General features: G+C 43.9%; 17 protein-coding genes, 1 tRNA gene and 1 pseudogene. 18 read left to right on the top strand and 1 reads right to left on the bottom strand.

What is annotated here, in order from left to right; all coding sequences use genetic code 11:
* The first annotated feature begins 25 nt into the window (after positions 1–25).
* From K9E37_RS02580 to K9E37_RS02565, 4 genes and pseudogenes are all read left to right on the top strand, one after another.
* Complete coding sequence (locus K9E37_RS02580; protein ID WP_248893530.1) at positions 26–1,453, top strand: Maf family nucleotide pyrophosphatase; 1,428 nt, start codon at positions 26–28, stop codon at positions 1,451–1,453.
* Between the two features lie 409 nt (positions 1,454–1,862).
* Positions 1,863–2,723: pseudogene (locus K9E37_RS02575) on the top strand (KilA-N domain-containing protein).
* Positions 2,724–3,053: 330 nt separating this feature from the next.
* Entirely contained in the window at positions 3,054–3,347 is a 294-nt protein-coding gene (locus tag K9E37_RS02570; RefSeq protein ID WP_041160532.1) for a hypothetical protein, read from the top strand.
* Between the two features lie 12 nt (positions 3,348–3,359).
* The gene (locus K9E37_RS02565; RefSeq protein WP_248893526.1) at positions 3,360–3,647 is read left to right on the top strand and encodes a toxin-antitoxin system antitoxin subunit; all 288 of its coding nucleotides are present in this window, start codon (positions 3,360–3,362) and stop codon (positions 3,645–3,647) included.
* A 63-nt stretch (positions 3,648–3,710) separates the two neighbouring features.
* On the opposite strand, the gene K9E37_RS02560 is transcribed toward K9E37_RS02565, so the two are convergent.
* Positions 3,711–4,652: an AEC family transporter gene (locus K9E37_RS02560; RefSeq protein ID WP_076003077.1), complete on the bottom strand. Its 942-nt coding sequence runs from the start codon at positions 4,650–4,652 to the stop codon at positions 3,711–3,713.
* 393 nt (positions 4,653–5,045) lie between these two features.
* On the opposite strand from K9E37_RS02560, the gene K9E37_RS02555 reads away from it, so the two are divergent.
* The 14 genes from K9E37_RS02555 (at position 5,046) to K9E37_RS02490 (ending at position 23,775) form a co-directional block, all read left to right on the top strand.
* Positions 5,046–8,339 carry an Rne/Rng family ribonuclease gene (locus tag K9E37_RS02555; RefSeq protein ID WP_248893524.1) on the top strand — a complete coding sequence of 1,098 codons (3,294 nt, stop codon included), beginning with the start codon at positions 5,046–5,048 and terminating at the stop codon, positions 8,337–8,339.
* A 186-nt stretch (positions 8,340–8,525) separates the two neighbouring features.
* Positions 8,526–8,834, top strand: a complete 309-nt coding sequence (gene rplU / locus K9E37_RS02550; RefSeq protein WP_004111933.1) for a 50S ribosomal protein L21 — start codon at positions 8,526–8,528, stop codon at positions 8,832–8,834.
* Between the two features lie 33 nt (positions 8,835–8,867).
* Entirely contained in the window at positions 8,868–9,119 is a 252-nt protein-coding gene (rpmA, locus tag K9E37_RS02545; RefSeq protein WP_004106248.1) for a 50S ribosomal protein L27, read from the top strand.
* 135 nt (positions 9,120–9,254) lie between these two features.
* Entirely contained in the window at positions 9,255–10,937 is a 1,683-nt protein-coding gene (obgE, locus tag K9E37_RS02540) for a GTPase ObgE (protein ID WP_116994983.1), read from the top strand.
* Between the two features lie 25 nt (positions 10,938–10,962).
* The gene (gene proB / locus K9E37_RS02535) at positions 10,963–12,108 is read left to right on the top strand and encodes a glutamate 5-kinase (protein WP_004109151.1); all 1,146 of its coding nucleotides are present in this window, start codon (positions 10,963–10,965) and stop codon (positions 12,106–12,108) included.
* 102 nt (positions 12,109–12,210) lie between these two features.
* Entirely contained in the window at positions 12,211–13,449 is a 1,239-nt protein-coding gene (locus tag K9E37_RS02530) for a pyridoxal phosphate-dependent aminotransferase (protein ID WP_116994982.1), read from the top strand.
* A gap of 158 nt (positions 13,450–13,607) precedes the next feature.
* A tRNA-Trp gene (locus K9E37_RS02525) sits at positions 13,608–13,683 on the top strand.
* A gap of 36 nt (positions 13,684–13,719) precedes the next feature.
* Complete coding sequence (gene secE, locus K9E37_RS02520; RefSeq protein ID WP_004106254.1) at positions 13,720–13,947, top strand: preprotein translocase subunit SecE; 228 nt, start codon at positions 13,720–13,722, stop codon at positions 13,945–13,947.
* 41 nt (positions 13,948–13,988) lie between these two features.
* Positions 13,989–14,885: a transcription termination/antitermination protein NusG gene (gene nusG, locus K9E37_RS02515; protein WP_004109157.1), complete on the top strand. Its 897-nt coding sequence runs from the start codon at positions 13,989–13,991 to the stop codon at positions 14,883–14,885.
* A 382-nt stretch (positions 14,886–15,267) separates the two neighbouring features.
* On the top strand, positions 15,268–17,595 hold the full coding sequence (locus tag K9E37_RS02510) for a hypothetical protein (protein WP_116994981.1): 2,328 nt from the start codon (positions 15,268–15,270) through the stop codon (positions 17,593–17,595).
* Between the two features lie 246 nt (positions 17,596–17,841).
* A complete protein-coding gene (locus tag K9E37_RS02505; protein WP_248893522.1) occupies positions 17,842–19,683 on the top strand; it encodes a SpaH/EbpB family LPXTG-anchored major pilin in 1,842 nt (613 codons plus the stop codon).
* A gap of 152 nt (positions 19,684–19,835) precedes the next feature.
* Positions 19,836–20,855 carry a class C sortase gene (locus K9E37_RS02500; protein WP_102703256.1) on the top strand — a complete coding sequence of 340 codons (1,020 nt, stop codon included), beginning with the start codon at positions 19,836–19,838 and terminating at the stop codon, positions 20,853–20,855.
* A 186-nt stretch (positions 20,856–21,041) separates the two neighbouring features.
* Complete coding sequence (locus tag K9E37_RS02495) at positions 21,042–22,409, top strand: ATP-binding protein (RefSeq protein WP_033888488.1); 1,368 nt, start codon at positions 21,042–21,044, stop codon at positions 22,407–22,409.
* Between the two features lie 346 nt (positions 22,410–22,755).
* Positions 22,756–23,775 (top strand): ORF6N domain-containing protein, encoded by a 1,020-nt coding sequence (locus tag K9E37_RS02490; protein WP_012914476.1) that lies wholly within the window; start codon positions 22,756–22,758, stop codon positions 23,773–23,775.
* The last annotated feature ends 93 nt before the right edge of the window (positions 23,776–23,868 follow it).

Below are 23,868 nucleotides of genomic sequence, written 5' to 3'. Positions count from 1 at the left end.
AAGTTGTAAAAGGGAAGGGTAAGGTATGACAGTTTCGTTGATTTTGGCCTCACAGTCTCCAGCGCGTAGGGCTGTTTTGGCGGCCGCTGGCGTGATTCCGGTAATTCACGTAAGCGAAGTGGATGAGCCGGCGGCTTTGCGTGATGCCGCTAGTGAGCGAGGTACGAGCGTTGAGCAGTTGAACGTTGAGCAGCGAGTTTCTATTTTGGCTCGTGCAAAAGCTCAAGCTGTGTACCATGCGTGGAAACTTGTGGCGGATGCAGCCGATTCAGCTAGTGGTGATTTAGTTGTGGGGTATCCGCTGGAAGCTGAACCTGCGGGATCTGAATCTTCTGAATCTGCTGGTAATGCTTTAGCAAGCGATTCGCAATCAGACGTAACGCATAACGTAGATACGGCGCAAACTCGCGATTTTTCAGGCGTTACTGTTCCTACAAAAACTTTCGATATTCACGATTTTGCATATACGAGTAAATCTTCTCATGATTGTAGCGGTGTGCTGATTGTTGGCTGCGATTCCATGTTCTTACTCGATGGTGAGTGCTACGGAAAGCCGCATACTCCTGAAGTGGCATTTGAGAGAATCAAGCAGATGAGTGGAAAAACAGGACAATTGTGGACTGGTCACTGCTTAATCGACGCAAAAACCGGTAAAACTATTTGCAAAACAAGTCATGCAAGCGTAACTTTTGCGCAAATGAATGACGCGGAAATTCGCGCGTATGTAGCAACTGGTGAGCCTCTGGAAGTGGCAGGATCCTTTACGCTAGAAGGTTTTGGCGGAGCTTTTATTGAAAGCATTAATGGAGATCCTCACGGTGTTCTTGGAATCAGCTTGCCGCTGCTGAGACAAATGGTTTCGGAGCTTGGATACGCTTGGCCGGATTTGTGGAATAAGGAAAGCTTGGAAGAAACTGGCGAAAAGAATGATCCGACTTCCACGGAAGTGCCTAAAGAAAATGTGCATCAGCCGGGAGATGGCTGGGTGCATTGCGATTGTGGCCGCAGACATTGGGGTCATAACGGAGCTGCTGGAGTGCTGCTTGCTAGGCGAGATGCTGAAACTGGTCGCGTGACGCACGTTGTGATGCAACATCGTGCTCTTTGGAGCGCTGAAGGTGGCACTTGGGGCATCCCTGGTGGCGCAATTTCCGACGGAGAAAGCGCGATTGAGGGCGCGTTGCGTGAGTCTTTCGAGGAAGCAAATATCACTTCGGGAGATATTGAAGTTGTTGGAGCTTACCGCGAAGATCATGGAAATTGGTGTTATACAACGGTTTTTGCGTTTGAAAAGCTGGGGCATAGTGTGAATCCTTGCGCGCACGACGACGAGAGTATGGAAATTAAGTGGGTGCCGATTGACGACGTGCCTAAGCTGAAGCTGCTTACGGCAATGCGCACGGATTGGCCGTCATTCCGCGCTCGTCTCGATTCTCTTGCCTCGATTCGCTAGTTAAGCAAAGGTAGTTGCGCAAAGTTAGCTTCAATTTGGAAGTAGACTTCCAAGTATGAGTTAGTTTTGCGGAATCTGGAAGTAGACTTCCAACTTTTGCCATTTTGCACTAAACTTGGAAGTAGACTTCCAACTTGCGAAATTTTATTTAGAGTATTGTTTTGGGAATTAACTTTTTTATTTTATCTACGTGTTTGCGTTGCTTTTAATCTATGAAATCTTATAAAATACTACTTATGCGCTGATGCATGCTAGTTTTCTGCTAGTTGTTAGATGTTTTGTGGCTTGTGCTTGATTTTGTAATTTTGCTTGTGATTCATGGGTTTTGTGTTAAGCGCATAGAAATAAAGTAAACAAATCAAATAAAGCAACTAATTGCGTAAATTTGCGTAAATATTAGGGGGCAATTATGTCTAATGCATCAAATATTAAAAAAGATATTATTACGGTAAAAGGCTTTACAATTCAGGTTTATACGGAAGATTTTAGGAATGATTACGTTAGTTTAACCGATATTGCGAGATATAAAAACAAAGAAGAGCCTAAAGATGTTGTTAAAAACTGGCTGAGAGTAAAGAATACTATTGAATTCTTGGGATTGTGGGAGAGTATTAACAATCCGAATTTTAAAGGGGTCGAATTCGACTCCTTTAAGAATGAGGCTGGTTCTAATGCTTTTACTTTATCTCCTAAAAGATGGGTAGAATCAACAAATGCTATTGGCATAGTTTCCAAATCTGGTAAGAATGGCGGAACTTACGCTCATAAAGATATAGCATTTAAGTTTGCGGCTTGGATCTCAGCGGAATTTGAACTATATATTATCAAAGATTATCAAAGACTTAAATCTGATGAGGGTTCCAAGCTTTCGTTGAATTGGAATTTGAACCGTGAGATTTCGAAGATTAATTACAAGATTCATACGGATGCTATTAAAGAATATTTGTTGAAGGATTTGACTTCTGAGCAGTTGATGTATAAGTATGCAAATGAAGCAGATTTGTTAAATGTTGCATTGTTTAATAAGACTGCTAAGCAATGGAGAGACGCAAATCCTAAGTCAAAAGGCAACATTCGAGACGAGGTGAGTATTAATGAACTTCTGGTATTGGCGAATATGGAAAGCTATAACGCTGTTTTGATTTCTAAGGGTTTACCACAGGAAGATTGAATGGTGGAACTTAGAAATTTGGCGCGAGCGCAGATTTTATCTCTTGAGAATTTGAATAATTCTGGAATAAAGAGTTTGGATTCCGTGTTAAAAAGTTGAGTTTAATCACTTTTTAATTCTGCACTTAATGCTGATATTTACCTCGTCTTCTGGTACGTGTGCAGTACAGTTTCCGCGCGTGTCTTGATTCTCTTGCCTCGACTCGTTAGCTGTGCAAAGGTAGTTGCGCAAAGTTAGCTTCAATTTGGAAGTAGACTTCCAAGTATGAGTTAGTTTTGCGGAATCTGAAAGCAGACTTCCAACTTTTGCCAATTTGCATTAGGCTTTTTGCATGCTTTGATTAGTTCGATTAGCCATATTTTGATAATCTCTGGCACAATGTGATAATATTTCGTATACGAAAGTATTGAGAGTTGGGAGATAATATTTATGAAGGTTTTAGTGCATCCTAGAGTTATTCGAAAACGACCTTGGTTCAGCGAAACTGAAGTAATAAATATGTGGAACTCATCTTGTAGAGAGCTTCCCAGGCAAGGTGAATATGAGCCTAGTCAGATGCTTTCACTTGCTTGGGATTCTCGCGGAGTTATTACGGAACTTATTGCATATAAGGGCGAAGATGGGGAATGGATTATTTTTCATGTAGTGCCTGCAACTAAAAAGTTTCTTGCTGAAATGGGATTTAGTCAAGAAGAAATTAGACAAATTTTTGGTAGAAGATAGGTAGGAGTGATTATGGCTAATTTTCGTGGTGAAGGTGGCGTTGATGTCACTGATGAAATGCTTGATAAATGGGAAAGTGATGCTGAAAAAGGCAAATATCACGGTAAAGCTGGTAATTTGCGTATTAAAAAGCCGCTCGGCAGACCGCCTCTTTACAAAGAAGCTATGTTGCCTATAACTTTTCGTATATCTGCTGAAGATGCTGATGCTCTAAAAGCTTCTGCGGATAAGCAGGGTGTGAAAGTTGGGGACGTTGTGCGAGAAGCATGCAAACTGCTTCTTGCTCAAAAAGCAAGATGATTACAAAGTGTTGTGATTACAAAGTGTTGTGATTACAAAGTTCTACGATTGCGCGCGGATTAATCACCCCAAAATAGCGGCGATTACTGCTATACAGATTGGGCTGGTAACCGTAGAAAACAGTATGCCGTCGCGCGCAAAACTTAAGCCGACGTTGTAGCGCGCAGCATAATTGTAAACGTTTTGACCAGTCGGAAGTGCCGCCAGCACAACGCACGCATACAAAGTCGCCCCGCGAAAACCCATAACAAAATAAGCTAGCAAAAATGCAATTGCAGGCATAATAAGATTTTTTAGCACAGCAACAGTGGCAATAGCAGCGCGATTGGAATCTTTTCGTAAAGGTTTGCTTCCGTAAAGCGACATTCCAAAAGCCATTAAAATCATTGGAACTGCAGAATCGCCAATCATCTTAATTGGATCGTAAAGAAAATTAGGAACAGGGAAGTAGCCAACTTTTGCGGAAATTGCAGAAATAATAATTCCACCAAGCGAACCAATTAAAAGTGGCTGTTTTAAAGGCTGCTGAGCGATGCGTTTAAGCGAACATTTTCCAGTAGTTGTAATGTCGAGAACCGTCAAACCAACAGGAGTAAATACAGCCTGTTGCATAACTAAAATCGGAGCAACAAGCGCAGGATTTCCCAAAATATAAGTCGCAACCGGCAAGCCAATATTGTTTGAATTTAAATAAAGAGAATTGAGAGCACCTATAGTGCAGTCGGCTGCAGGAAGATGGAAGCAAAAGCGATTAAGCAGCACGAACGCAACTCCAACAATCATTGCAGAAAAGAATGCAACAAAAATCGAAGAGTGAAAAATCTCAAAAATAGGCTCTTTAGAAAGTATTGCAAACATTAAGCAAGGGCTGGAAACGAAAAAACTTACGCGATTTAGGACCATTTGAGCCTGTGAACCGCCAACGCGCATGCGAGCAGTAACGTAGCCTGCAGCAATAACAATGCCAATTACGCAAAAGCCTTGCATTGCGCTGATTAAGCCCATTTCTTGCCTCCAAAATTCGTTAATTGCACGCAAATTGCATGCGTGCGAACCTATGTTGTAACTATAGGAGAGATACGCAACTTTTATGTGCGTTATGGATGAGTTTGAAATTATTGGAATTTTTAGTAACTGCTAATTGGCTTAAAACAGCGATGCAAATTTTAATATTCAACGAGTCATATATTTGACTCGGCAATATGGCATACTAGAGAGCGGTGGCACTGCAAGCCGCCAGGCAATCGATGGCGTCGATCCCCTCGTGAGCGTTTTCCGAGGCTGGCGTCCGCTGTCGCGCAGCTAGACTTTGTAAAGAGCTTTGGGGTGGCTCGCGCACGTGCGTGCTCAACTTAAAGCCAGGGATGCGAGACGATGCAGCGTCTCGTGAGGAGCATAGTGCCCAGAATAATAAGAGAACGCTTCAATGAATTTGAAGCTGAAAATAGTAGAACTGTGTCTAAAACCGCTACTTCTGCGGAAATGTCCGGAATAATGCAATCTACAGATTTTGCGAAAAGTAATATAGCTGCCGGCGATACTTTGCAGCAAAGCTCTGGCGTTACGCGTCGCCGTCGCGGTCGACGAGTTACTCGTGGTGCCGGTGCGGCTGGAGAAGCAATGGAACTAAAAGTTGAGGATTCTAGTACGAAGGATTCTGAGCCGCATGTTGTTAAATCGCGCCCGATAACTTCGCTCCTATTCCAGGAGCCAGTTCTTCCTAAGGTAGTGAACAATCGTAGTGAAGAAAGCAGCAGTTCTCGTAATGACTTGCGTGACAACTCGCGTGATGGCTTGAATGATGATTTGCGCGATGATTTACGTGATATTTCTCGCGGAAGGCGCGGTGGACGCAATAGCCGTGATTCTCGTGATAGTCGTGATAGTAGCGAACGCAAGTCTCGTTCTGAAAGACGCGAGAATTCAAGCGAAATAAAGCGTGATAGTGGCAGAGGGAATAGTCGTGAAACATCGCGTGAAACAAGTCATTCTATGTATTCTCAAGATTCTGAGTACGCTAAGAATTTTCAGGATTCGCAAGATGATCGCGATGAAAAAACTCGCAAAAGCCAGCGTTCTCGCCGTTCTCGCAGATTGAATGCTGTTGAGCGACGTGCTGCAGCTGAAGTTGAGCAAATTGAAGAGGATCTTGCATACGACAATATTGTTTATGCTCCCATTGATACGCGCATCGATGAAACTCTTGATGTTAGCGATATTTTATCTGCAGAAAATACTTCGAATAGGCGTTCTAATCGTCGCAATATGTCGAATAACATCTCTAATGATGATGACGCTCGAAATGAAAACGGTGCAGTAGACAGCAGAGGCGGTAGCAATAGCAGAGATAACAGAGATAGCCGTAATAGCAGTGACGAAGGCGATAACAGAGGTACAAACGACGATTATAATGCGAATAATGGCAACGATGACGATGAAATAATGATTACGCGTCGCCGTCGTCGCCGTCGTAGCTCTCGCACTGATCGAAATGAAAGCCGCAACGGAAGTCGCGATTTAGACATTGATATTTCAAATGATCTTGACGATGACGTGAATTCTCGCACAAAACGCACAAGTCTAGATGAAGTCTCTCAAGAAGATCGCGATTTAATTCCAGATCCAGAAGAACTTCGTGAGCAAGATGAGGAAGAAACTCTTTATACGCGTCGCCGTCGTCGCCGCCGTTCTAAATCCTCTGATGACGCAAATTCTGCGTCTTCTCAGGAAGAGTCATCCGACTACACTAATGCGAACGAAGACGACTTGACTTCTCGCCGCTCGCGCAAGCAGCAGTATATAGACGAAATTACGGATATTGAAGGCTCTACGCGACTTGAAGCAAAGCGCCAACGCCGTAGAGATAATAGGCGTGAGCGTAGCCGTCAAAACCTTCTTATGGAGCAAGATTTCCTTGCTCGTCGCGAAAATGTTGAACGATTAATGGTTGTTCGTGAGCGCGATCGCCACACGCAAATTTCCGTTATTGAAGACAATATTCTTGTAGAACATTACGTTTCTGATATTCAAGAAGTTGCTACTGTTGGAAATATTTATCTTGGGCGCATTCAAAACGTACTTCCAAGCATGGAAGCTGCATTCGTAGATATTGGTCAGGCCAGGAATGGCGTGCTTTATGCAGGCGAAGTTAATTGGGATATGGCTCGTCTTGAAGGTCAACCTCGTAGAATTGAGCTTGCGTTTAAGTCTGGCGATCCTGTGCTTGTACAGGTTACTAAGGATCCAATTGGACATAAGGGTGCTCGATTGACTTCGCAAGTAACTCTTGCAGGGCGTTTCTTAGTGCTTGTGCCATCTGGCGGTATGACAGGTGTAAGCCGCAAGCTTTCAGATCGAGAGCGCTCGCGTTTGCGCGCTATTGTGTCGAAGATTGCACCAAAAGATATGGGCGTTATTATTCGTACTGCTGCTGACGGTGCAAGCGAGGAGTCGATTGAAAAAGATTTAGATTCGCTCGTTAAGCAGTGGGAGCGCATTGAAGCTAAGCGCGAAGAATACTTGCATGGAAAGCGTCCTAAGCTGTTACAGGGTGAGCCTGATGTGGCAATTCGTGTTGTGCGCGATATTTTCAACGATGACTTCCAAAAGCTTATTGTGGAAGGCGAGGGAGTGCGTCAGCGAATTGATGAATATCTTGAGATGATGGCTCCAGATTTGCGCAGCAAGGTTGAATATTGGGATCCTGCTGAGCATGAAGGCAAAGACGTTTTCGATAAGTGGCAGATTGATAGTCAGCTTCGTAAGGGCATGGAGCGTCAGGTTTATTTGCCAGCTGGCGGCTCTATTGTGATTGATCGTACGGAAGCAATGACTACGATCGATGTGAATACTGGACGATTTATTGGGCGTGGTAAGTCTTTGGAAGAAACGGTTACTCGTTGTAATTTGGAGGCTTCTGAAGAGATTGCGCGCCAGCTTCGTTTGCGCGATATTGGTGGCATGGTCATGATTGATTATGTGGATATGGTTATGCCAGCGAACCGCGATTTGGTTTTGCGTAGGCTTTTGGAATGCTTGGCTAGGGATCGCACGAAGCATCAGGTTGCTGAAGTTACGTCTCTTGGTCTTGTGCAAATGACGCGTAAACGCGTTGGCCAAGGCTTAGTTGAAGCGTTCTCTGAAGAGTGTCCAACGTGCAAGGGACGTGGATTTATTTTGCACGATGAGCCTACTGTTTCTTCGGAATATGCGGATCCTTACGCGCTTAAGGGCGGAGATCCTTTTGTTAAAACAAACAAGTATGGTCACGGAAGCGCAACGGAACAGCCTGCTCCTGTTAAGCAGCAGGGTTCTAGCGCGGAAGTGAGAGCTAAGTTAGCGCGTATAGCTGCCGCATCTGTAATTACTGACGCAGCTCATAAATCTGAAGAAGAAACGCAGTATAGCAATTTTTTGAATTCTGACAAAGAGTCTATATCTTCTAAGGCGGATGAAACTGGCGAAACTGCGGATGCTGGCGAAACTGCTGAAACTAGTGAAGTTGCGGAAACTAGTGAAGCTGATAAAACTTCTGAAGAATTAGTTGAAAATAATTTAGAGGATACTACGCAAGAGATTGCTGAGTATACTGCGGAGCAACCTACGCAAGAACCTGCGCAAGATACTACGCAAGAACCTATGCAAGATGCTACGCAGGAAACTACGCAAGAAACTACAGAAAGTGATGATTGAGCCTCTGAATAGTGACTAAGTATATGCCTTGAGTACAATATTGAATATTGTCTGCATTGACTCATGAATCTAGCGACTTGACGTTAGTACATGGGTAGGTGTATTTTTGATAGTCGGTGTCTTGCCGCGCGTGTTTTGCTGTGCGCAAGGCAAAAGTAAGCTTTCAATTGAGCTAAGGAACGAATTATGTACGCGATTGTGAAGGCCGGTGGCCATCAAGAGAAGGTCGAGGTTGGCGACGCCATTCTCGTGAACCGTCTCGATGCAAAGAAGGGCGATACCGTGGAATTCCCGGTCGCGCTCGTTGTTGACGGTGCTAAGGTAACCTTGAGTGCCAAGGATCTTGCTAAGATCACGGTGAAGGCAGAAGTCTTGAACGACGAAGCCAAAGGTCCAAAGATTAGCATTATGAAGTATAAGAACAAGACTGGTGTGGCTCGTCGCAAGGGTCATCGTCAGAAGTTGACTCTCGTCAAGATCACGGCCATCGCCTGATTGACGGTGTTATAAACCTGAAAGGACAGTGAGATGGCACATAAGAAGGGTGCGTCTAGCTCGCGCAACGGTCGCGACTCACAAGCGCAATATCTTGGTGTTAAGAAGTTTGGCGGTGAAGCTGTAGTGGCTGGCAACATTATCGTTCGTCAGCGCGGCACTAAGTTCCACGCAGGTCAGAACGTTGCTTTGGGCAAGGATCACACGCTGTACGCTTTGGTGGACGGCAATGTGAAGTTCGGTATTCGTCGCGACCGCAAGGTTGTTGACGTTGTTACCGCCTGAATCTTAGCTAAGCCTAAACAGATTCGACAATAAGTCGACAATAAAACGTTTAAGCCGCACCCCCGTTCGGTGCGGCTTTTTTGTTCTCGCATGTTCCCGAGAATTTAAGTGTTTATCTTCGAGTAAGGTAGCAGTATGAGTGATTTTGTAGACCGAGTAACAGTGCATGTAAAAGGCGGAGATGGTGGAAACGGATCTGCCGGAGTTCGTCGCGAAAAGTACAAGCCATTAGCAGGTCCAAATGGCGGTAATGGCGGTGACGGTGGTTCCGTTATTTTTGTAGCTGATCGTAACGCAAACAGCTTACTTGACTACCGCTTCATGCCTCACCGCACTGCAGAAAACGGTACGATGGGCTTAGGTGACACTAAAGACGGTTCAAAAGGTGCAGACTTAGTACTTCCTGTGCCTGTTGGAACTGTTGTTTTTACTGCACGCGGTGCTGTAGACTCTCAAAAGCGACCAGGCGAAGTTTTGGCGGATTTGCAACATGTTGGAGACAAATTCGTTGTGGCGCAGGGGGGTGCTGGCGGTCTTGGCAACGCAGCACTCGCAAACAAAACTCGTCGTGCCCCAGGATTCGCGCTTTTAGGCGAGCCTGGTGAAGAACGCGACGTAATTTTGGAACTCAAGTCTATTGCAGACGTAGCTTTAGTTGGATTCCCTTCTGCAGGAAAATCAAGCTTAGTTGCTTCAATTAGTGCAGCTAAGCCGAAAATTGCTGACTATCCGTTTACTACTTTGGTGCCAAACCTAGGTGTTGTAAGCTTCGGCAACTATCGCTACACAATTGCAGACGTTCCAGGCTTAATTCCAGGAGCTTCCGAAGGAAAAGGCTTAGGTCTTGAGTTTTTGCGTCATATTGAGCGCACAGAGATTATTGCGCACGTAATTGATTGCGCAACGCTGGAGCCAAATCGCGATCCAATTAGCGATTACCACGCTCTTGAGCATGAGCTTGCGCAATACGCTGATAAGCTTGAGCTTCCGTTGGGTGCGATTCCAATTCCTGAGCGTCCGCGCATTATTGTGCTAAATAAGGTCGATGTGCCTGAAGCTAAAGAATTGGCTGATTTTGTACGCGGTGAATTTGAGAAAATGGGATTGACTGTATTTGAGATTTCTACCGCGTCTCACGAAGGCTTGAAAGAGCTCGGTTTTGCGCTTGGACGATTGGTTGAAAAGATGCGCGAGAAGCTCGCTGCCGAGGAAGCAGCGCGTGAAGAAGAGCGTGTTGTCATTCAGCCTCTTGAGCAGCAGACTTCAGCTTTGCGTCGTCGCCGCGATGATGGACGTGGAAATAGTGCAGACTTTGAAATTAAGCGCGAGGAAGACAGGAATGGTGATTTTTGGTTCACTGTTACTGGCGCAAAACCTGAGCGCTGGGTTATACAAACGAATTTCGACAACGACGAAGCCGTTGGTTATTTGGCGGATCGCTTGGCAAAGCTTGGCGTTGAGGATGAATTGCGCAAGAAGGGCGCGCGTCCAGGAGACGAAATTCGTATTGGCACTGGGAATCATATGGTTTGCTTCGACTGGGATCCAAGTATCGCTGCCGGTGCAGAAGGATTGGACGGCGCTAACTTGGGTGCGCGTGGCAAGGATTTGCGAATCGAAGCGAACGATCCTCGCGGAGCAAGGCGCACGAATGCTGAGCGTAGACGAGATTATCACAGCATGATGGATGCAAAGAGCGCAGTTCGAGACGCGATGATGGCTGAGCGAAAGTCGGGTCACTGGGCGGATCCTTCTGTGGATGACGATCGCCATGATGAAAATAGCTTGTTTGGCCGTGGCGAAGAGCAAGAAAACTAGAAGAATCAAGGTCAAGGGGAATCTTATGAATAATCCAGAAATTGAGCTTACCGAAGATGGGGTTCGGTGTTCAATTCGTGAGGCGCGCACAATCGTTGTAAAAGTTGGCTCAAGCTCACTTACGAGCGCGTCTGGGCAGCTGGATGTGCAAAAGTTGCGCGCTCTTGTGACTGCAATAAGTCACGCGCAAATGCAAGGTGCTCGCATTGTGCTTGTGTCTTCTGGTGCAATTGCAGCTGGATTTGGTTTGCTCGGCTTTAATGAGCGTCCTAAAGATGTGCCAACTCAGCAGGCAACAGCTTCAGTTGGTCAAGGATTGCTTATGGCTCAATACGAAGCAGCATTTTCGCAATTTGGTTTCAGAGTCGGGCAAATGCTTCTTACTGCGGACGTTACTATTTCGCCGTCTCGCTACCGTAACGCTCAGCGCACAATGCTGCGGCTTCTTGAACTTGGCGTAATTCCAATCGTAAACGAAAATGATGCGCTTTCTAGCAACGAAATTCGATTCGGTGACAACGACAGACTTGCAGCATTAGTTGCGAATATTGTGCGTGCAGAAGCGCTTGTGCTGCTTACAGATGTGGATTCGCTTTATACTGCGCCGCCTAGCGAACCTGGCGCAAAACGAGTGAGCTTTGTGCCAGATGTGACGCGTGCTTTAGAAGAAGTGAAAGTTGGCGCAAGCGTTTCGGGTGTAGGTACTGGGGGTATGGTGACGAAGCTGGAAGCCGCGCATGTGGCGGCAGTTTCGGGTATTCCAACCGTGCTTACTTGCGCTGGAAATGCTGGTCCGGCACTGGCTGGAGATGCTGTTGGCACTGTGTTTGCGCCGGTGCATACGCGCGATTCTTCTAGGCGACTTTGGATTGGGTTTGCGTCTAATCCGCACGGAACTTTGGTGGTTGATTCTGGTGCTGCTAAAGCTGTGCGCGGCGGACGTGCGAGCCTTCTTGCGGCTGGTATTGTTGGTGTGCGCGGCGAGTTTTCGGCGACGGATCCTGTGTGGATTGACGATGAGCAGGGTAACCATTTGGCTAAGGGTTTAGTGGCTTTTGACGCGGAGGAAATTCCGGAGATTATGGGGCGTACGAGCGATGAGCTTGAAGAATCACTCGGCCGTCAGTATGCGCATCCGGTGGTTCATCGCGATAATCTCGTGCTTGTGTAATTGCTAGCGGCTTGTGTTTTGTCGATTTCATCGGTTGGTTTGGTGTTTTCGACAGTTTCGCTTGTTTCGCCCGTTTCGCGGCTTAAGGTTACACTGTAAATCATGGCAGAGAATATTGCAGAAACTTCATCCTCAGAAAATTGGCGCGTATTAAGCGAGCGTATTAACCGAGTCGCTCCGAGCGCAACTTTGGCAGTAGACGGCAAGGCAAAAGCTATGAAAGCTGACGGAATTGACGTCGTAAGCTTTGGTGCAGGAGAGCCAGATTTTCCTACTCCTTCTTACATTGTTGATGCTGCAACACAAGCGTGTAAAGATCCGCGCAACTATCGTTATACTGCTACTGCAGGTTTATCTGAGCTTAGAGAAGCAATTGCTCGTAAAGTGCAGCGAGATTCCGGATACGAAGTTTCCTCAAATCAAGTCGTAGTTACAAACGGCGGAAAGCAAGCTGTGTACGAAGCTTGCCAAATTCTTTTAAATGATGGCGACGAAGTTATTATTCCAGCTCCGTATTGGACGAGTTATCCGGAAGCAGTAAAGCTTGCAGGCGGCGTGCCTGTGCCGGTTTTGGCAGGTGCAGATCGCGGTTTTGAGCCAGATGTTGAGACAGTTGAGTCCGCTCGCACTTCACGCACGCGCGCAATTATCGTAACTTCGCCTTCGAATCCTACAGGTGCTATTTGGAGCGCGCAAACTATTCGCGCAATCGGCGAGTGGGCTGTAAAACACCATATTTGGGTTATTTCTGATGAGATTTACGAGCACTTGCATTACGACGGCATTTCGACTTCGTATATTGGCGTCGAGGTGCCGGAAATTCGCGAGCAGCTGCTGATTTTGAATGGTGTTGCTAAAACTTACGCAATGCCTGGCTGGCGTGTTGGCTGGATGGTGGCGCCGGAAGATGTTGCTAAAGCTGCAATTAAGCTTCAAAGCCATATGACTTCTAATGTTTCTAATATTTCACAGCGCGCAGCAATTGCTGCAGTCGGCGGTTCGCTGGATGTGGTCGCCACTATGCGTGAGGCTTTTGATGCTAGACGCAAAGCAATTGTGGAAGCGTTGAACAATATTGACGGCGTTACTTGTCCTCTTCCTCACGGCGCTTTTTACGCGTTTGCTAACATTGAGGCGTTGCTTGAGCGTCCGCTTGGCGGGAAGCGCGAACTGCCGCATACTTCTTCTCGATTTGCTGAAATGTTGCTTGACGAAGCGCATGTTGCTGCGGTTCCGGGAGAAGCTTTTGGTGCTCCTGGCTATTTGCGATTCTCTTGCGCTCTTGCTGACGACCAGCTTGCTGAGGGCATGCGTCGCATGAAGAAGTGGGTTGAAGCTTAAGCAAGTATGTATTGCAAAATAAGAACTTGCTTGCCGTTGCACAATGCGACACTCGCTTTTTGTGCGATGATATAACGAAATCATGCCCATGAGATAGTATGTCTATCTGGCGGTTTGCTATTTCGTTCCTTTTGGGGTATGATGAGCGAGTTCACCTTAGGGATGTGGCGCAATTGGTAGCGCAACGGTCTCCAAAACCGTAGGTTGTGGGTTCGAGTCCCGCCGTCCCTGCCAGTTTTTTGTTCAAGTTTTTACACGAAGGATTCAAGCATGGCGCAGGCACGCAGTACTAAGAAAGCAGTAAAGCATAACTTGTTCGTGCGTATTGGCATGTTCGTTAAGCAAACCATTGACGAGACGCGCAAGGTTATTGCACCTCATGGCAAAGAGTTGTTTGCTTGGTCGTCTGCAGTTTTCATATTTGTTGTATTTTTGATGGCTTTCGTCACCTGCATGGACTTCGGTTTGGGTAAGTCCGTAATGTGGCTGTTCGGCTGAGTTGAAATTGGCTGAGTTGAAATTTTGAAGGTGTATGCAAGATGACTGATGAATTCAATTTCGAAGAAGCGAGTGAAGCTGATGAGGCTTTTGCTTCTCATGATGCTGACGAAGCAAACGAGTCAGCTGTGAATGATGAAGCTGCTGCTTCTAGCGAGTCTGTTGAAGCTGATGTGGATGAGGAATCTGCTGATGTTGCAGCTGATGTAGCTGATGGCGCTGCTGCTGACAGTGTTGCTGATGTTTCTAACGAAACTGACGAAACTAGCGATGCTGATGAAACTACTGATGCTGACGATGCGAACGAAGCTGACCCAACTGATGCCGGCGCAATCGCTGTAGCAGAATTTTCTAAGAAACTTCGCACTTTGGAAGGCAAGTGGTACGTTCTTCACACGTATTCTGGTTACGAAAAGCGCGTGAAAACTAACGTCGAATCCCGCGTGCAGAACTTTGGTTTGGAAGATAAGATTTTCCAGATTGAAGTTCCTATGGAAGAAGTCGAGAAGCATACGGAAAAGGGTAAGAAGGTTATTACTCGCGTGCGTGTGCCAGGCTATGTGTTGATTCGCATGTGGCCGGATGAGAACGCTCGCCGTATTGTGCGCGAGACTGAGGGCGTGACTGGTTTCGTTGGTCCTTCTAGAGAGCCTGCACCATTGAGCCGCAAAGAAGTTGTGTCAATGATGGCTCCGATGATTGCTTCTGAAGCTTTGAAGAATGCTGGCGATAAGCCGGCTGCAGCACGTAAGCGTAAGGTTGAGGTTGCTTACAAGGTTGGCGATCAGGTAACAGTTACCGACGGTCCATTCTCAACGATGGCAGCTGTGGTTTCGGATGTGGAGCCTACAACTCAGAAGCTTACGGTGTTGGTTTCCATCTTTGGACGTGAAACTCCTGTGGAGCTTGGATTCAACCAAGTGGAGCCGATTGTTTGAGCTGAAAGCCTAGGCTTTTGTAGCTAGCTTTTGTAGATTTTATAGACCGGGGTGCGTATTGCACTCCGGTTTTTTTTGTTTTGTTTATTTTTTGTTTTTTGCTTTGCTTGCTTTTGCTTAGTTTTGTTTATTTACCGCGACACGCCGTAAAATAGGGAAATAATCCTAAATTTTCTTGCAATTACAGTGCTTTTATCAATGTAAATAATAAATATTTCCAAATATTTAGTTTGGCTTGCAAATAGGCGTGGGGGGGGGGTATAGTGCTGAGTGTTTGAGAAGAGCGTTTTTAGCAGAGAATTTTAGCGAGAATTCGAGTTTTTCAGTGCCGTTGTAATAACGACATTATGATATAAGAGGGCGAATTAGAAGGTAGGTGTATATGTTTAATTCGCATATATTTAGCCGTTTCCTTCGACTAGTGCGCTCAATTCGCCGTTCGTTATTTGCTTTTTTCGTGGCAATTACAATGTTGCTTGCTACTTTTGTGATTGCTCCAACTTATGCGTTGAGTGCTGGCGAAAGTGCTACTTCTACTGAGAAGGCTGAGGGTGCGAAGGCTGGTTCTACTAAAAACGATGGTGAATCGAATAAGCAGACTAAGCAGAGTGAATCTAATAATACTACTGAGCCTAATAAGAAAAATACTGATACTTCAAGTACTTTAAATAAAGATAATAAGGAATCGAAGCTTTTTGAGAAGCAGCATAATGCTAACAACAATGGTGTCGATAAGCCTAAGTTAGCTGAGACTGCTGTAAAGAAAAACGTTAAAGATGCTAAAAATAAAGCTGCTGATTCTGCGGAAGCTGTTAAAGGCACTGACAGAAGTGTGAATGAAAAGCCTGAACTTCCGGAAGCGTGTAAGAATAATAAAAGGTATAAGACTCCTGAAAAATGCTACAGCATTACTTATAATAGTGAGTTAATTATTAAAGGTACTGATAGTGAGCCTTATAATAGGGTTCCTCAGATTCTTACTCCAAAAATAAAAGTTGCAGGTAAAGTGCAGCAAACATTACCTGATGGCGTTTGGCTTGGGTTGGAAGAGTATGTTAAAAGTGATGATTCTGTGAAGTATGCTTTTTTCAAGGATAACAGTGGCAGTTATACTGTTAAATCTACGTATGGTGTGTCTAATAGCGATGGTTCTATACGTTTTTTTGTAAGCAAATGGATGGCAGCTAAGACGTATAAGTTTAAGTTTGTAATACATTATCCAGATGGTTCTAAATCCAGATCTAAGAGCATTAGGGAGAAACTTGATGAAAAGGATTTACCTAAGGCTCATCCCGGTGATTTGTCGCCTAGCTTATACGATTTTGGGAATGCGCAGGATGGTGTTGCGGTAAGTGGTAATAAAATTATTATAAAACCAAAGTCTAAAGGTTCAGCTCCTAGCGGAGGTACTGACGGCAGTACTACTGACAGTACTGATAAGAAAGATACTTACGATTCTATTAATAATAAGCTTTTTATTGATTCGCAGTCGGAAGCTAAGCCTGGTTCTATCTATCACCATATGATTTGCCATAAAGAGGGTAGTGGTGATAATGCTGATAGTTATACGTCAGACAGTGTTAATGGTTTGAGCTTTAGTACGCAGCAGTTCAAGCATATGGAAAATCAGAATCGACCTGATGAAAATGCAGAGAATTCTGCTGTGTATGAGAATGATGATTATACTGAGCGCTCTCAAAGCTGGATTAGTGGCACGCCTACGAAGGCTGGCACTTTTGAGTGCAAAGTGTTTGCTATTAAGGATGTTGACTTAAAACAAGACTTATCAACTCATAAAGAGCCACAATCGTCTAAATTGGCAAAAGAGTTTGGCAAAAGAGTCAAAACTAATAAAGATATGAAGTTATTGTTCGATAATCCAGAACGAAACATTGTTGAAGATAAGTGGGACAATAAAACATCTATTGCGAAAGGCGTTGACTGGGATTATAAGACTGTAATAATCCAGTTTGGAGATAAGCCAAAGCCAAAAATTAGTGATAATGATCTTACGCTGAAAGTGTATCCGTTTAAAACCAGCGATGGTTCGTTGCCGGCGGCATTGTCTAGCAGCAATAACAATATTTCTGCGATACTCGGCATGAGTTTTAAGCCGTTTGTTGATGCTACTTCTGCGGCGGATAGCACGAATAAGATTACGTTGCGCGTGCTGTGCTCGAAGGGCGAGAAGAAGAATAAGTCTCTTGAATACAATACTTGGAGCAGAAATCTTGACGAGCTTGGGTTGAGTGTGCCTGGGGATAAGGATCAAACTAGATGCAATAAAGCAGGAAAAGGCGATAACGAATGTACTGCGGATAAGATTGCGTCTCAAGCTTCTATGGAAGTGAGCATAAAGCCGACTAAGGTTGGCGATTACCAGTGCGTTGTGTTTGCGCTGAAGCCTGATGCTCTTACTAAGTTTGATGGTCTAAAAGGCAGCTTAACGCCTGATTCAATAAGCTCTGCGCTAACTGCTACTCCAGCGTCTTTTAAAGAAAAGAAGGATTTTGCTGCTTTTACGTTCAATATTCACTTGGCGAGTAATTTTACTTTGCCGAATACGGGCGGTCAGAGTTGGAATTTGCAGTTTGGTATTCTTGCCGCTCTGTTGGTAAATCTGCTGGCGGCTGGCTTCGTGGTAAGTCAAAGTGAGTGCGCTCGCAAATTAATTTTTGGAAGGCGGCGAGGCTTATGCAATCACGTATGAAGCAGTTGTATATGCATTTACTCGCTGTGCTTCGCATAAGGCGACTACGTACGCATTTGCGTATCAAGCCTTCCTGTTTCGCGCATTGTTTTATTGCGTATTGTTTTATTGCGCAGTCTTTCGGGATTCGGGAGCGTGATAACACAAGGTAAATGCCAAAAATTTTAAAACTTTACTCGTCAAGAGCATTATCAATGCAAACTAATTCTCTACTTGCCGTAAAACGGCATTACGAAAGGAGTGAACATGAAAAAGTTCACTAATAAATTCGTGGCGGCAGTTGCGTCGCTTGCGATGGCTGGCACGCTGTGCGTCGCCGGCGCTGTAACTGTGGCTGGAGTTGCGTGGGCTGGTGGTAAGCCGGTTCTTCCACAACCTTCTGTTAAAAAGGGTTCTAAGGCTCCGTGGGAGACTGGTGCTCCGGAAAGCGGTAGTTTAACTATTGTTAAGTGCAAGAAAAAGGATGTCTCTACAACTACTACTACCGTTGCTTCGTCTAGTACTGCTAATGCGTCCGCATCTAATGAGACAGGCAAAACGCAAGATACATCTTGCCCTGCTGGTTTTGAACCTCTTAAAGATGTTAGTTTCACTGTAACTAAAGTTGCATCCATTAAGGAAGGAACTAATGATGTTACTTTGAATCTTGCTCAGTATGATTCTTGGCAGAAGATTGCTGGTATTGTTTCTAAGCTAAACGCTCATCCGGAAGAAGCTGGAGTTGTAACTCTTGGAACTGGAACTGATGTGCACAATATGACTGCTACAGACAAGGATGGTAAGTCTACACTTAATAATCTTTCTGTTGGTTTGTATAAGATTGTTGAGAAGGTTCCTGATGGTTATGGTGCTTACGATTTCAGTAGTTTCTACATGACTTTGCCTTTGATTGAACAGAAGACTGATAATGGCAAGACCACAACTGTGTATGAGTATAATCCTGTAGTTAAGCCAAAGAATATTGATCTTTCTTCTGCAATTAAGAAGAATGTTGATAAATCTCACATTTTTGCTGGTGTAAAAGATAAAATTTACTACACAATTACCGCAAAGGTGAACAAGACTAAGATTGACAAGGATTTGACTGAGAAGAATCTCAAGGATTACGCTGTGTTCGATGATGCTCCAACCTCAGCGTTTACAGAACCTAATAAGGGACTTGATGCTGCTGTGCAGTCTGTAAAGTTCGGTACAGGTAGTGATTCTACCCTTACTAAGGGTGAGAACAACGACTACACCGTTACTGCAAAGGCTAATTCTGATAATGCTGAGATTGCTACAGCTGGAGATACTAAAGGTCTTGCTGCTGGTCACACTCGCATTCTTGTGAAGTTCACTGAAGCAGGTTTGAAGAAAATTGCTTCTAAGTTGAATAACGTTGCTGCTGGATCTGAGGCTCCTCAAGTTGAGGTTGAGCTTGCGTTTGACATAAGTAAAGCCTTCAAGGATTCTACTACAGATAAGACTATTACTAATAAGTCTGGCTTCTTCCCAGCTCATGATGAGGGTACTACTGCACCGAATCCTATAATTCCTAATGTTGATGGCAGTAAGCCTACAGTCAAGTTTGGTTATTTGCAGGTTGATAAGTACAATTCTGAAGATGAGAGTAAAAAGCTTTCTGGTGCTGAATTCAAGATATTTACCGACAAAGGTAAAGCAGATTTGTGCACCAAGTCTCTTAAGGAAAATACAGCAGTAGATGCGAAAGATAGTCCTTGCAAGGCCGCTTCTGCATTTGATGAAACTACTGTTGAAGGCGGTAAATTCTCTAATCCTTACAAGGCTGAAGCTGGTTCAACGCTGTACGTTGTTGAGGTTAAGGCTCCTGAAGGATTTGCTTTGTCTCCTGTGGTTAAGGAAATAACTGTTAAGGATACAACTACCAACGATAATCCTGATACTTTGAAATTCCCTAACATTCCATTGCATGGTGAAAAAGGCGGTAACAAGTTCTGGTTCAATCTTCCTGCAACTGGTGCTGCTGGCGTGATTCTGTTTGCGCTTGCTGGCATGGGCTTGATTGCAGCAAGCGTGTTCCTCTACATGCGCAATCGCAAAGAAGAGGAACAGCAGCAGAACGCTTGATCCGCTTTCTAAAGCTGGTCTTGTAGTCTAATAGCAAAGTGTGAGTCTAGGGTTTACTGAACTAAATCCTAGACTCACTTGCTCTAAAAACGTGTGTTTTCACGCGTAATTTGAAACAAAATTTACGTGTATAAACGTTACAAGGAAGAAGCATGAAATTAAACGACGCTGTTGTTAAAGTATATGCTTTCTTCAAGCAACTCAAAGCAAAACCCGTCGCTTCTGCAACCGAAACAACACCAGCCTCCACAGCAACGCAAACCGCAGCCTCCGCAACTGCAACAAAACCCGCTAAAAAACCCAAATCCAAACTCCGCCGTATTTTAGAGCCAATCGTTCTCGCGCTTGCAGCGATTCTGTGCTTCACGTACCCGATTGCGTCAACGTTGTGGAATAACAAGGTGTCGAAGGAGATTTCTGTAGCTTATGATCGGCTGAGTCGTAAGCAGACTGCGAGCGCTAGAGAGAAGATTTTGAACGCGGCTCGTCGTTATAATGCGCGCCACAAGTCGATTATTACGGCTGATCCGTACGATGGCACGACGGATTATATGAAGACGCCGGAGTATAAGGAGTATGCGAAGCAGCTGGATGAGCCGATGGGGATTATGGGTATTGTGAAAATCCCGAAGATTGGCGTTAAGCTGCCGATTTACCACGGTAGTTCGCAGGAGGTTTTGGCGTATGGCGCTGGACACTTGTATGGCACAGATTTGCCGGTTGGGGGTAAAACGCGTCACGCTGTTGTGACGGCGCATACGGGTTTGCCAAATGCGACCATGTTTGATGATTTAGTGGAGTTGAAGAAGGGTGATTTCTTCTACTTTGACGTGCAGGGGGAGACGCTGCGTTACAGGGTATTCCGCATTAGCGTGGTCGATCCGCATGATATTAGGTTGCTTCAACGCGAGAATGGGCGTGATCTGGCGACGCTGCTTACGTGTACGCCGTATGGTGTTAATACGCAGAGATTGCTGGTGACAGGCTATCGCGTGCTGCCGGATCCTGTTTCCGCGCCGGGCGATAAGTTGCAGTGGCCGCTTTGGATGACGATGTTTGTGCTCGCGCTTATTGGTTGCGCTGTGATTCTTACGACGATGATTATTGCCGCGGTTCGCAAGCGCCACCGCCGTGCTGCTTCACTTGCTCATGCCAAACATATAACTGCTTAGAATTGCTGTAATGCAGCGTGTCGCGAAGATTTAGAGAAATAACACCTTGATTTTCGTGAAAATTCGGCATATATTTACCCCTGATTTCGTGAAAATTTAGCATAAATTGACATTGATTTTCGTGAAATATATACTATAAAACAATAGTATTTTCAACGGTTTTGTGGTAATTAAGAGTGGTGTTATATGTTAAGGCGAAAATTTTATCAAAAAATGCTCGATTGGAAGAATGCTGATCGCGGTTCAACAGCGCTTTTAGTAACAGGTGCTCGAAGAGTTGGGAAAAGTACTATAGTTGAAGAGTTTGCAAGAAACGAATACAAGTCTTATATTCTTATTGATTTTTCGCAAGCATCAAAAGATGCGCTTCGGCTATTTGAAGATTATCGTTCAGATTTAAGCACTTTCTTTACATACATATCTGCACTATATGGTGTGAAACTTTATAACCGTGAATCGGTAATGGTTTTTGACGAAGTGCAATTTTTCCCACAGGCTAGAGAATTTGTAAAACAACTAGTTGCAGATGGCAGATACGACTATATAGAGACTGGCTCGTTATTGTCTATTAAACACAATGTTGAAACAATATTGATTCCATCTGAAGAACAAGAAGAACGCATGTATCCTCTTGATTTTGAAGAATTTTTGTGGGCTTTTGGAGAAGAAAATCTATCGAAAGTTATTAAAGATTCATTTGATGAGTTAAATCCTTTGCCAGATGTTTTACATAAAAAAGCGATGCGACTTTTTAGAGAATATATGCTAGTTGGTGGCATGCCGCAGTCTGTAAATGAATATGTTGATTCGAGAGATTTTGCTCGAGTAGATAGGGTTAAGCGTCGTATTCTTTCGCTCTATAGGCAGGATGCTGCAAAGTTTGCAAAAGGTTATGAAATGAAAGTTATGTCTGTGTTTGATGGAATACCAGCACAGCTTTCCAGACATGAAAAAAGATATAGGATTACTTCCTTAGGTAAGAATGCTCGTATGCGTGACTATAAGGATGCGTTTTTTTGGCTTTCGGATGCGAGTATTACAAATAATTGCTACAAATCTACAGATCCAAATGTGGGATTGAATCTTAATGCAGATGATGCGTTAGTAAAATGTTATATGGCTGATACCGGTTTGTTGACTTCTATGATACTTTCAGATAGTAGTATTGCGTCTAATGATCTGTATAAAGAAATTTTATTTGGAAAAATCTCAATTAATGAAGGAATGCTAGTTGAAAACGTTGTTGCGCAACAGCTAATAGCATCTGGACATCGCCTATTCTTCTATTCAAATAGAGACAAAGAAAATTCGGAAAATACTATGGAAATAGATTTTTTGATTTCTAAAGCTTTTCAGGATTCTGCTGGCAAAATGCGTATATCTCCTATTGAAGTTAAATCTGGGAATGTGTTTAAAACAGTTTCTCTTGATAAATTTAAGAACAAGTTTTCAAAAAGAATTGGAACTAGTTATGTATTTGCTCCTAAACAGCTTAGCGTTAGAAAAGATTTGAATCTCGTAATATTACCACTTTATATGTGTGGATTGGTGTAGCGTTCCGACCTGCCTTCGCGCTGCTATGTAGTGCACTTATTCCTCACGGCTTAGCCGTTTGGCTGATTTGGCATGACATGCCGTAAATCAGGTACAAGCGCACTACATAAATGTGCTGTGCGTTTGTATTAAAACCGATTTTTTTGTTGCTTTTTATTTGTGGAATCTTATAGAATTATATTTATGCGCTGATGCATGCTAGTTTTGCTAGTTGTTAGATGTTTTATGGCTTGTGATTGATTTTTGGGAATAACCCTGATTGCTTGCGATTCATGGGTTTTGTGTTAGAAATGTAGTTTTTGTTGTACAGCGCTAGGTTTTACGCACATTTTTTAGGAGTGATCTTATGGTAGAGGGGAATAAAAATCTAATTATCGCTGACTCTAAAAACGCGTCTGTTGGAATGATAATAGACGCTGAAACAATAAAAGAGAAAATCTACAACATTCGTAATCAAAAAGTCATGCTTGATTTTGAGCTTGCTGAAATATATGGGTATACTACGGCAAGATTCAACGAGCAGGTAAAAAATAACATAGAAAAGTTTGATGATGACTTTATGTTTCAGCTAACTGCTGATGAGTTCAAAAACTTGATGTCGAAAAATTCTACATCAAGTTGGGGTGGTCGCAGAAAGCTTCCATATGCTTTTACGGAGCAAGGTATTTATATGCTCATGACTGTGTTAAGAGGCGAACTTGCCATAATTCAGTCGAAAGCGCTTATTAGAACCTTTAAGCAAATGAAGGATTATATTGTTGAAAATAAGGATTTTATTGGCGCGAAGGAATTAGCTAAGCTTGCGATTCAAACGAATCAGAATACTAATGATATAGCGGAAATAAAATCTCAAATGGCAACGAAGGAAGATTTTAATAAGGTAATGGATAATTTTATTAATCCAGATTCGTATAAACATTTTCTTCTTATGGACGGCAATAAAATAGAAGCGGATCTTGCGTATTGCAAAATATATAAATCAGCTAAGAAAAGCATTTACGTTGTTGATAATTATATTGGTCTTAAAACATTGGAACTATTACGGTTTGCTGGTGAAGGGGTTGAAATCGTAGTTTTTAGTGATAACGCTAGGAGCAAGAATATGCTTACGGAAAGCATGTTGGGTGATTTTGTAAGCGATTGTCCTGGTGTTGATTTGAAGTTTAAGACTGCTGGCAGAAAGTATCACGATAGGTATGTGGTTATAGATTATGGAACGGATGATGAGGCTGTTTACGTTTGTGGCGCTTCGTCGAAAGATGCTGGCGGCAAAATTTCGACTATTACGCGAATAGAGTCTTTGAATTTGCGCTTGTATCATGCGATGTTTGATGAGTTGTTAAAGAATCCTGAGTTAGAGTTTTAACATTTTATAATGTTCTAGTGTTTTGCGCTCAACTTGGAAGTAGACTTCCAACTTTTGCTGTTGCGCAAATGTAGTTGCGCAAAGGGAGGTGCG

This window comes from Gardnerella swidsinskii (genome assembly GCF_023277705.1).
Classification (GTDB): Bacteria; Actinomycetota; Actinomycetes; order Actinomycetales; family Bifidobacteriaceae; genus Bifidobacterium; species Bifidobacterium swidsinskii.
Note: the sequence above shows the minus strand (reverse complement) of the source record. Positions and strands in the feature narration are given on the sequence as shown.

Bases quoted from the DNA above. Each gene is read 5' to 3' on its own strand.
- K9E37_RS02580 (WP_248893530.1), top strand. From the start codon at position 26: ATGACAGTTTCGTTGATTTTGGCCTCACAGTCTCCAGCGCGTAGGGCT.
- K9E37_RS02570 (WP_041160532.1), top strand. From the start codon at position 3,054: ATGAAGGTTTTAGTGCATCCTAGAGTTATTCGAAAACGACCTTGGTTC.
- K9E37_RS02565 (WP_248893526.1), top strand. From the start codon at position 3,360: ATGGCTAATTTTCGTGGTGAAGGTGGCGTTGATGTCACTGATGAAATG.
- K9E37_RS02560 (WP_076003077.1), bottom strand. From the start codon at position 4,652: ATGGGCTTAATCAGCGCAATGCAAGGCTTTTGCGTAATTGGCATTGTT.
- rplU (WP_004111933.1), top strand. From the start codon at position 8,526: ATGTACGCGATTGTGAAGGCCGGTGGCCATCAAGAGAAGGTCGAGGTT.
- rpmA (WP_004106248.1), top strand. From the start codon at position 8,868: ATGGCACATAAGAAGGGTGCGTCTAGCTCGCGCAACGGTCGCGACTCA.
- obgE (WP_116994983.1), top strand. From the start codon at position 9,255: ATGAGTGATTTTGTAGACCGAGTAACAGTGCATGTAAAAGGCGGAGAT.
- proB (WP_004109151.1), top strand. From the start codon at position 10,963: ATGAATAATCCAGAAATTGAGCTTACCGAAGATGGGGTTCGGTGTTCA.
- K9E37_RS02530 (WP_116994982.1), top strand. From the start codon at position 12,211: ATGGCAGAGAATATTGCAGAAACTTCATCCTCAGAAAATTGGCGCGTA.
- secE (WP_004106254.1), top strand. From the start codon at position 13,720: ATGGCGCAGGCACGCAGTACTAAGAAAGCAGTAAAGCATAACTTGTTC.
- nusG (WP_004109157.1), top strand. From the start codon at position 13,989: ATGACTGATGAATTCAATTTCGAAGAAGCGAGTGAAGCTGATGAGGCT.
- K9E37_RS02510 (WP_116994981.1), top strand. From the start codon at position 15,268: ATGTTTAATTCGCATATATTTAGCCGTTTCCTTCGACTAGTGCGCTCA.
- K9E37_RS02505 (WP_248893522.1), top strand. From the start codon at position 17,842: ATGAAAAAGTTCACTAATAAATTCGTGGCGGCAGTTGCGTCGCTTGCG.
- K9E37_RS02500 (WP_102703256.1), top strand. From the start codon at position 19,836: ATGAAATTAAACGACGCTGTTGTTAAAGTATATGCTTTCTTCAAGCAA.
- K9E37_RS02495 (WP_033888488.1), top strand. From the start codon at position 21,042: ATGTTAAGGCGAAAATTTTATCAAAAAATGCTCGATTGGAAGAATGCT.
- K9E37_RS02490 (WP_012914476.1), top strand. From the start codon at position 22,756: ATGGTAGAGGGGAATAAAAATCTAATTATCGCTGACTCTAAAAACGCG.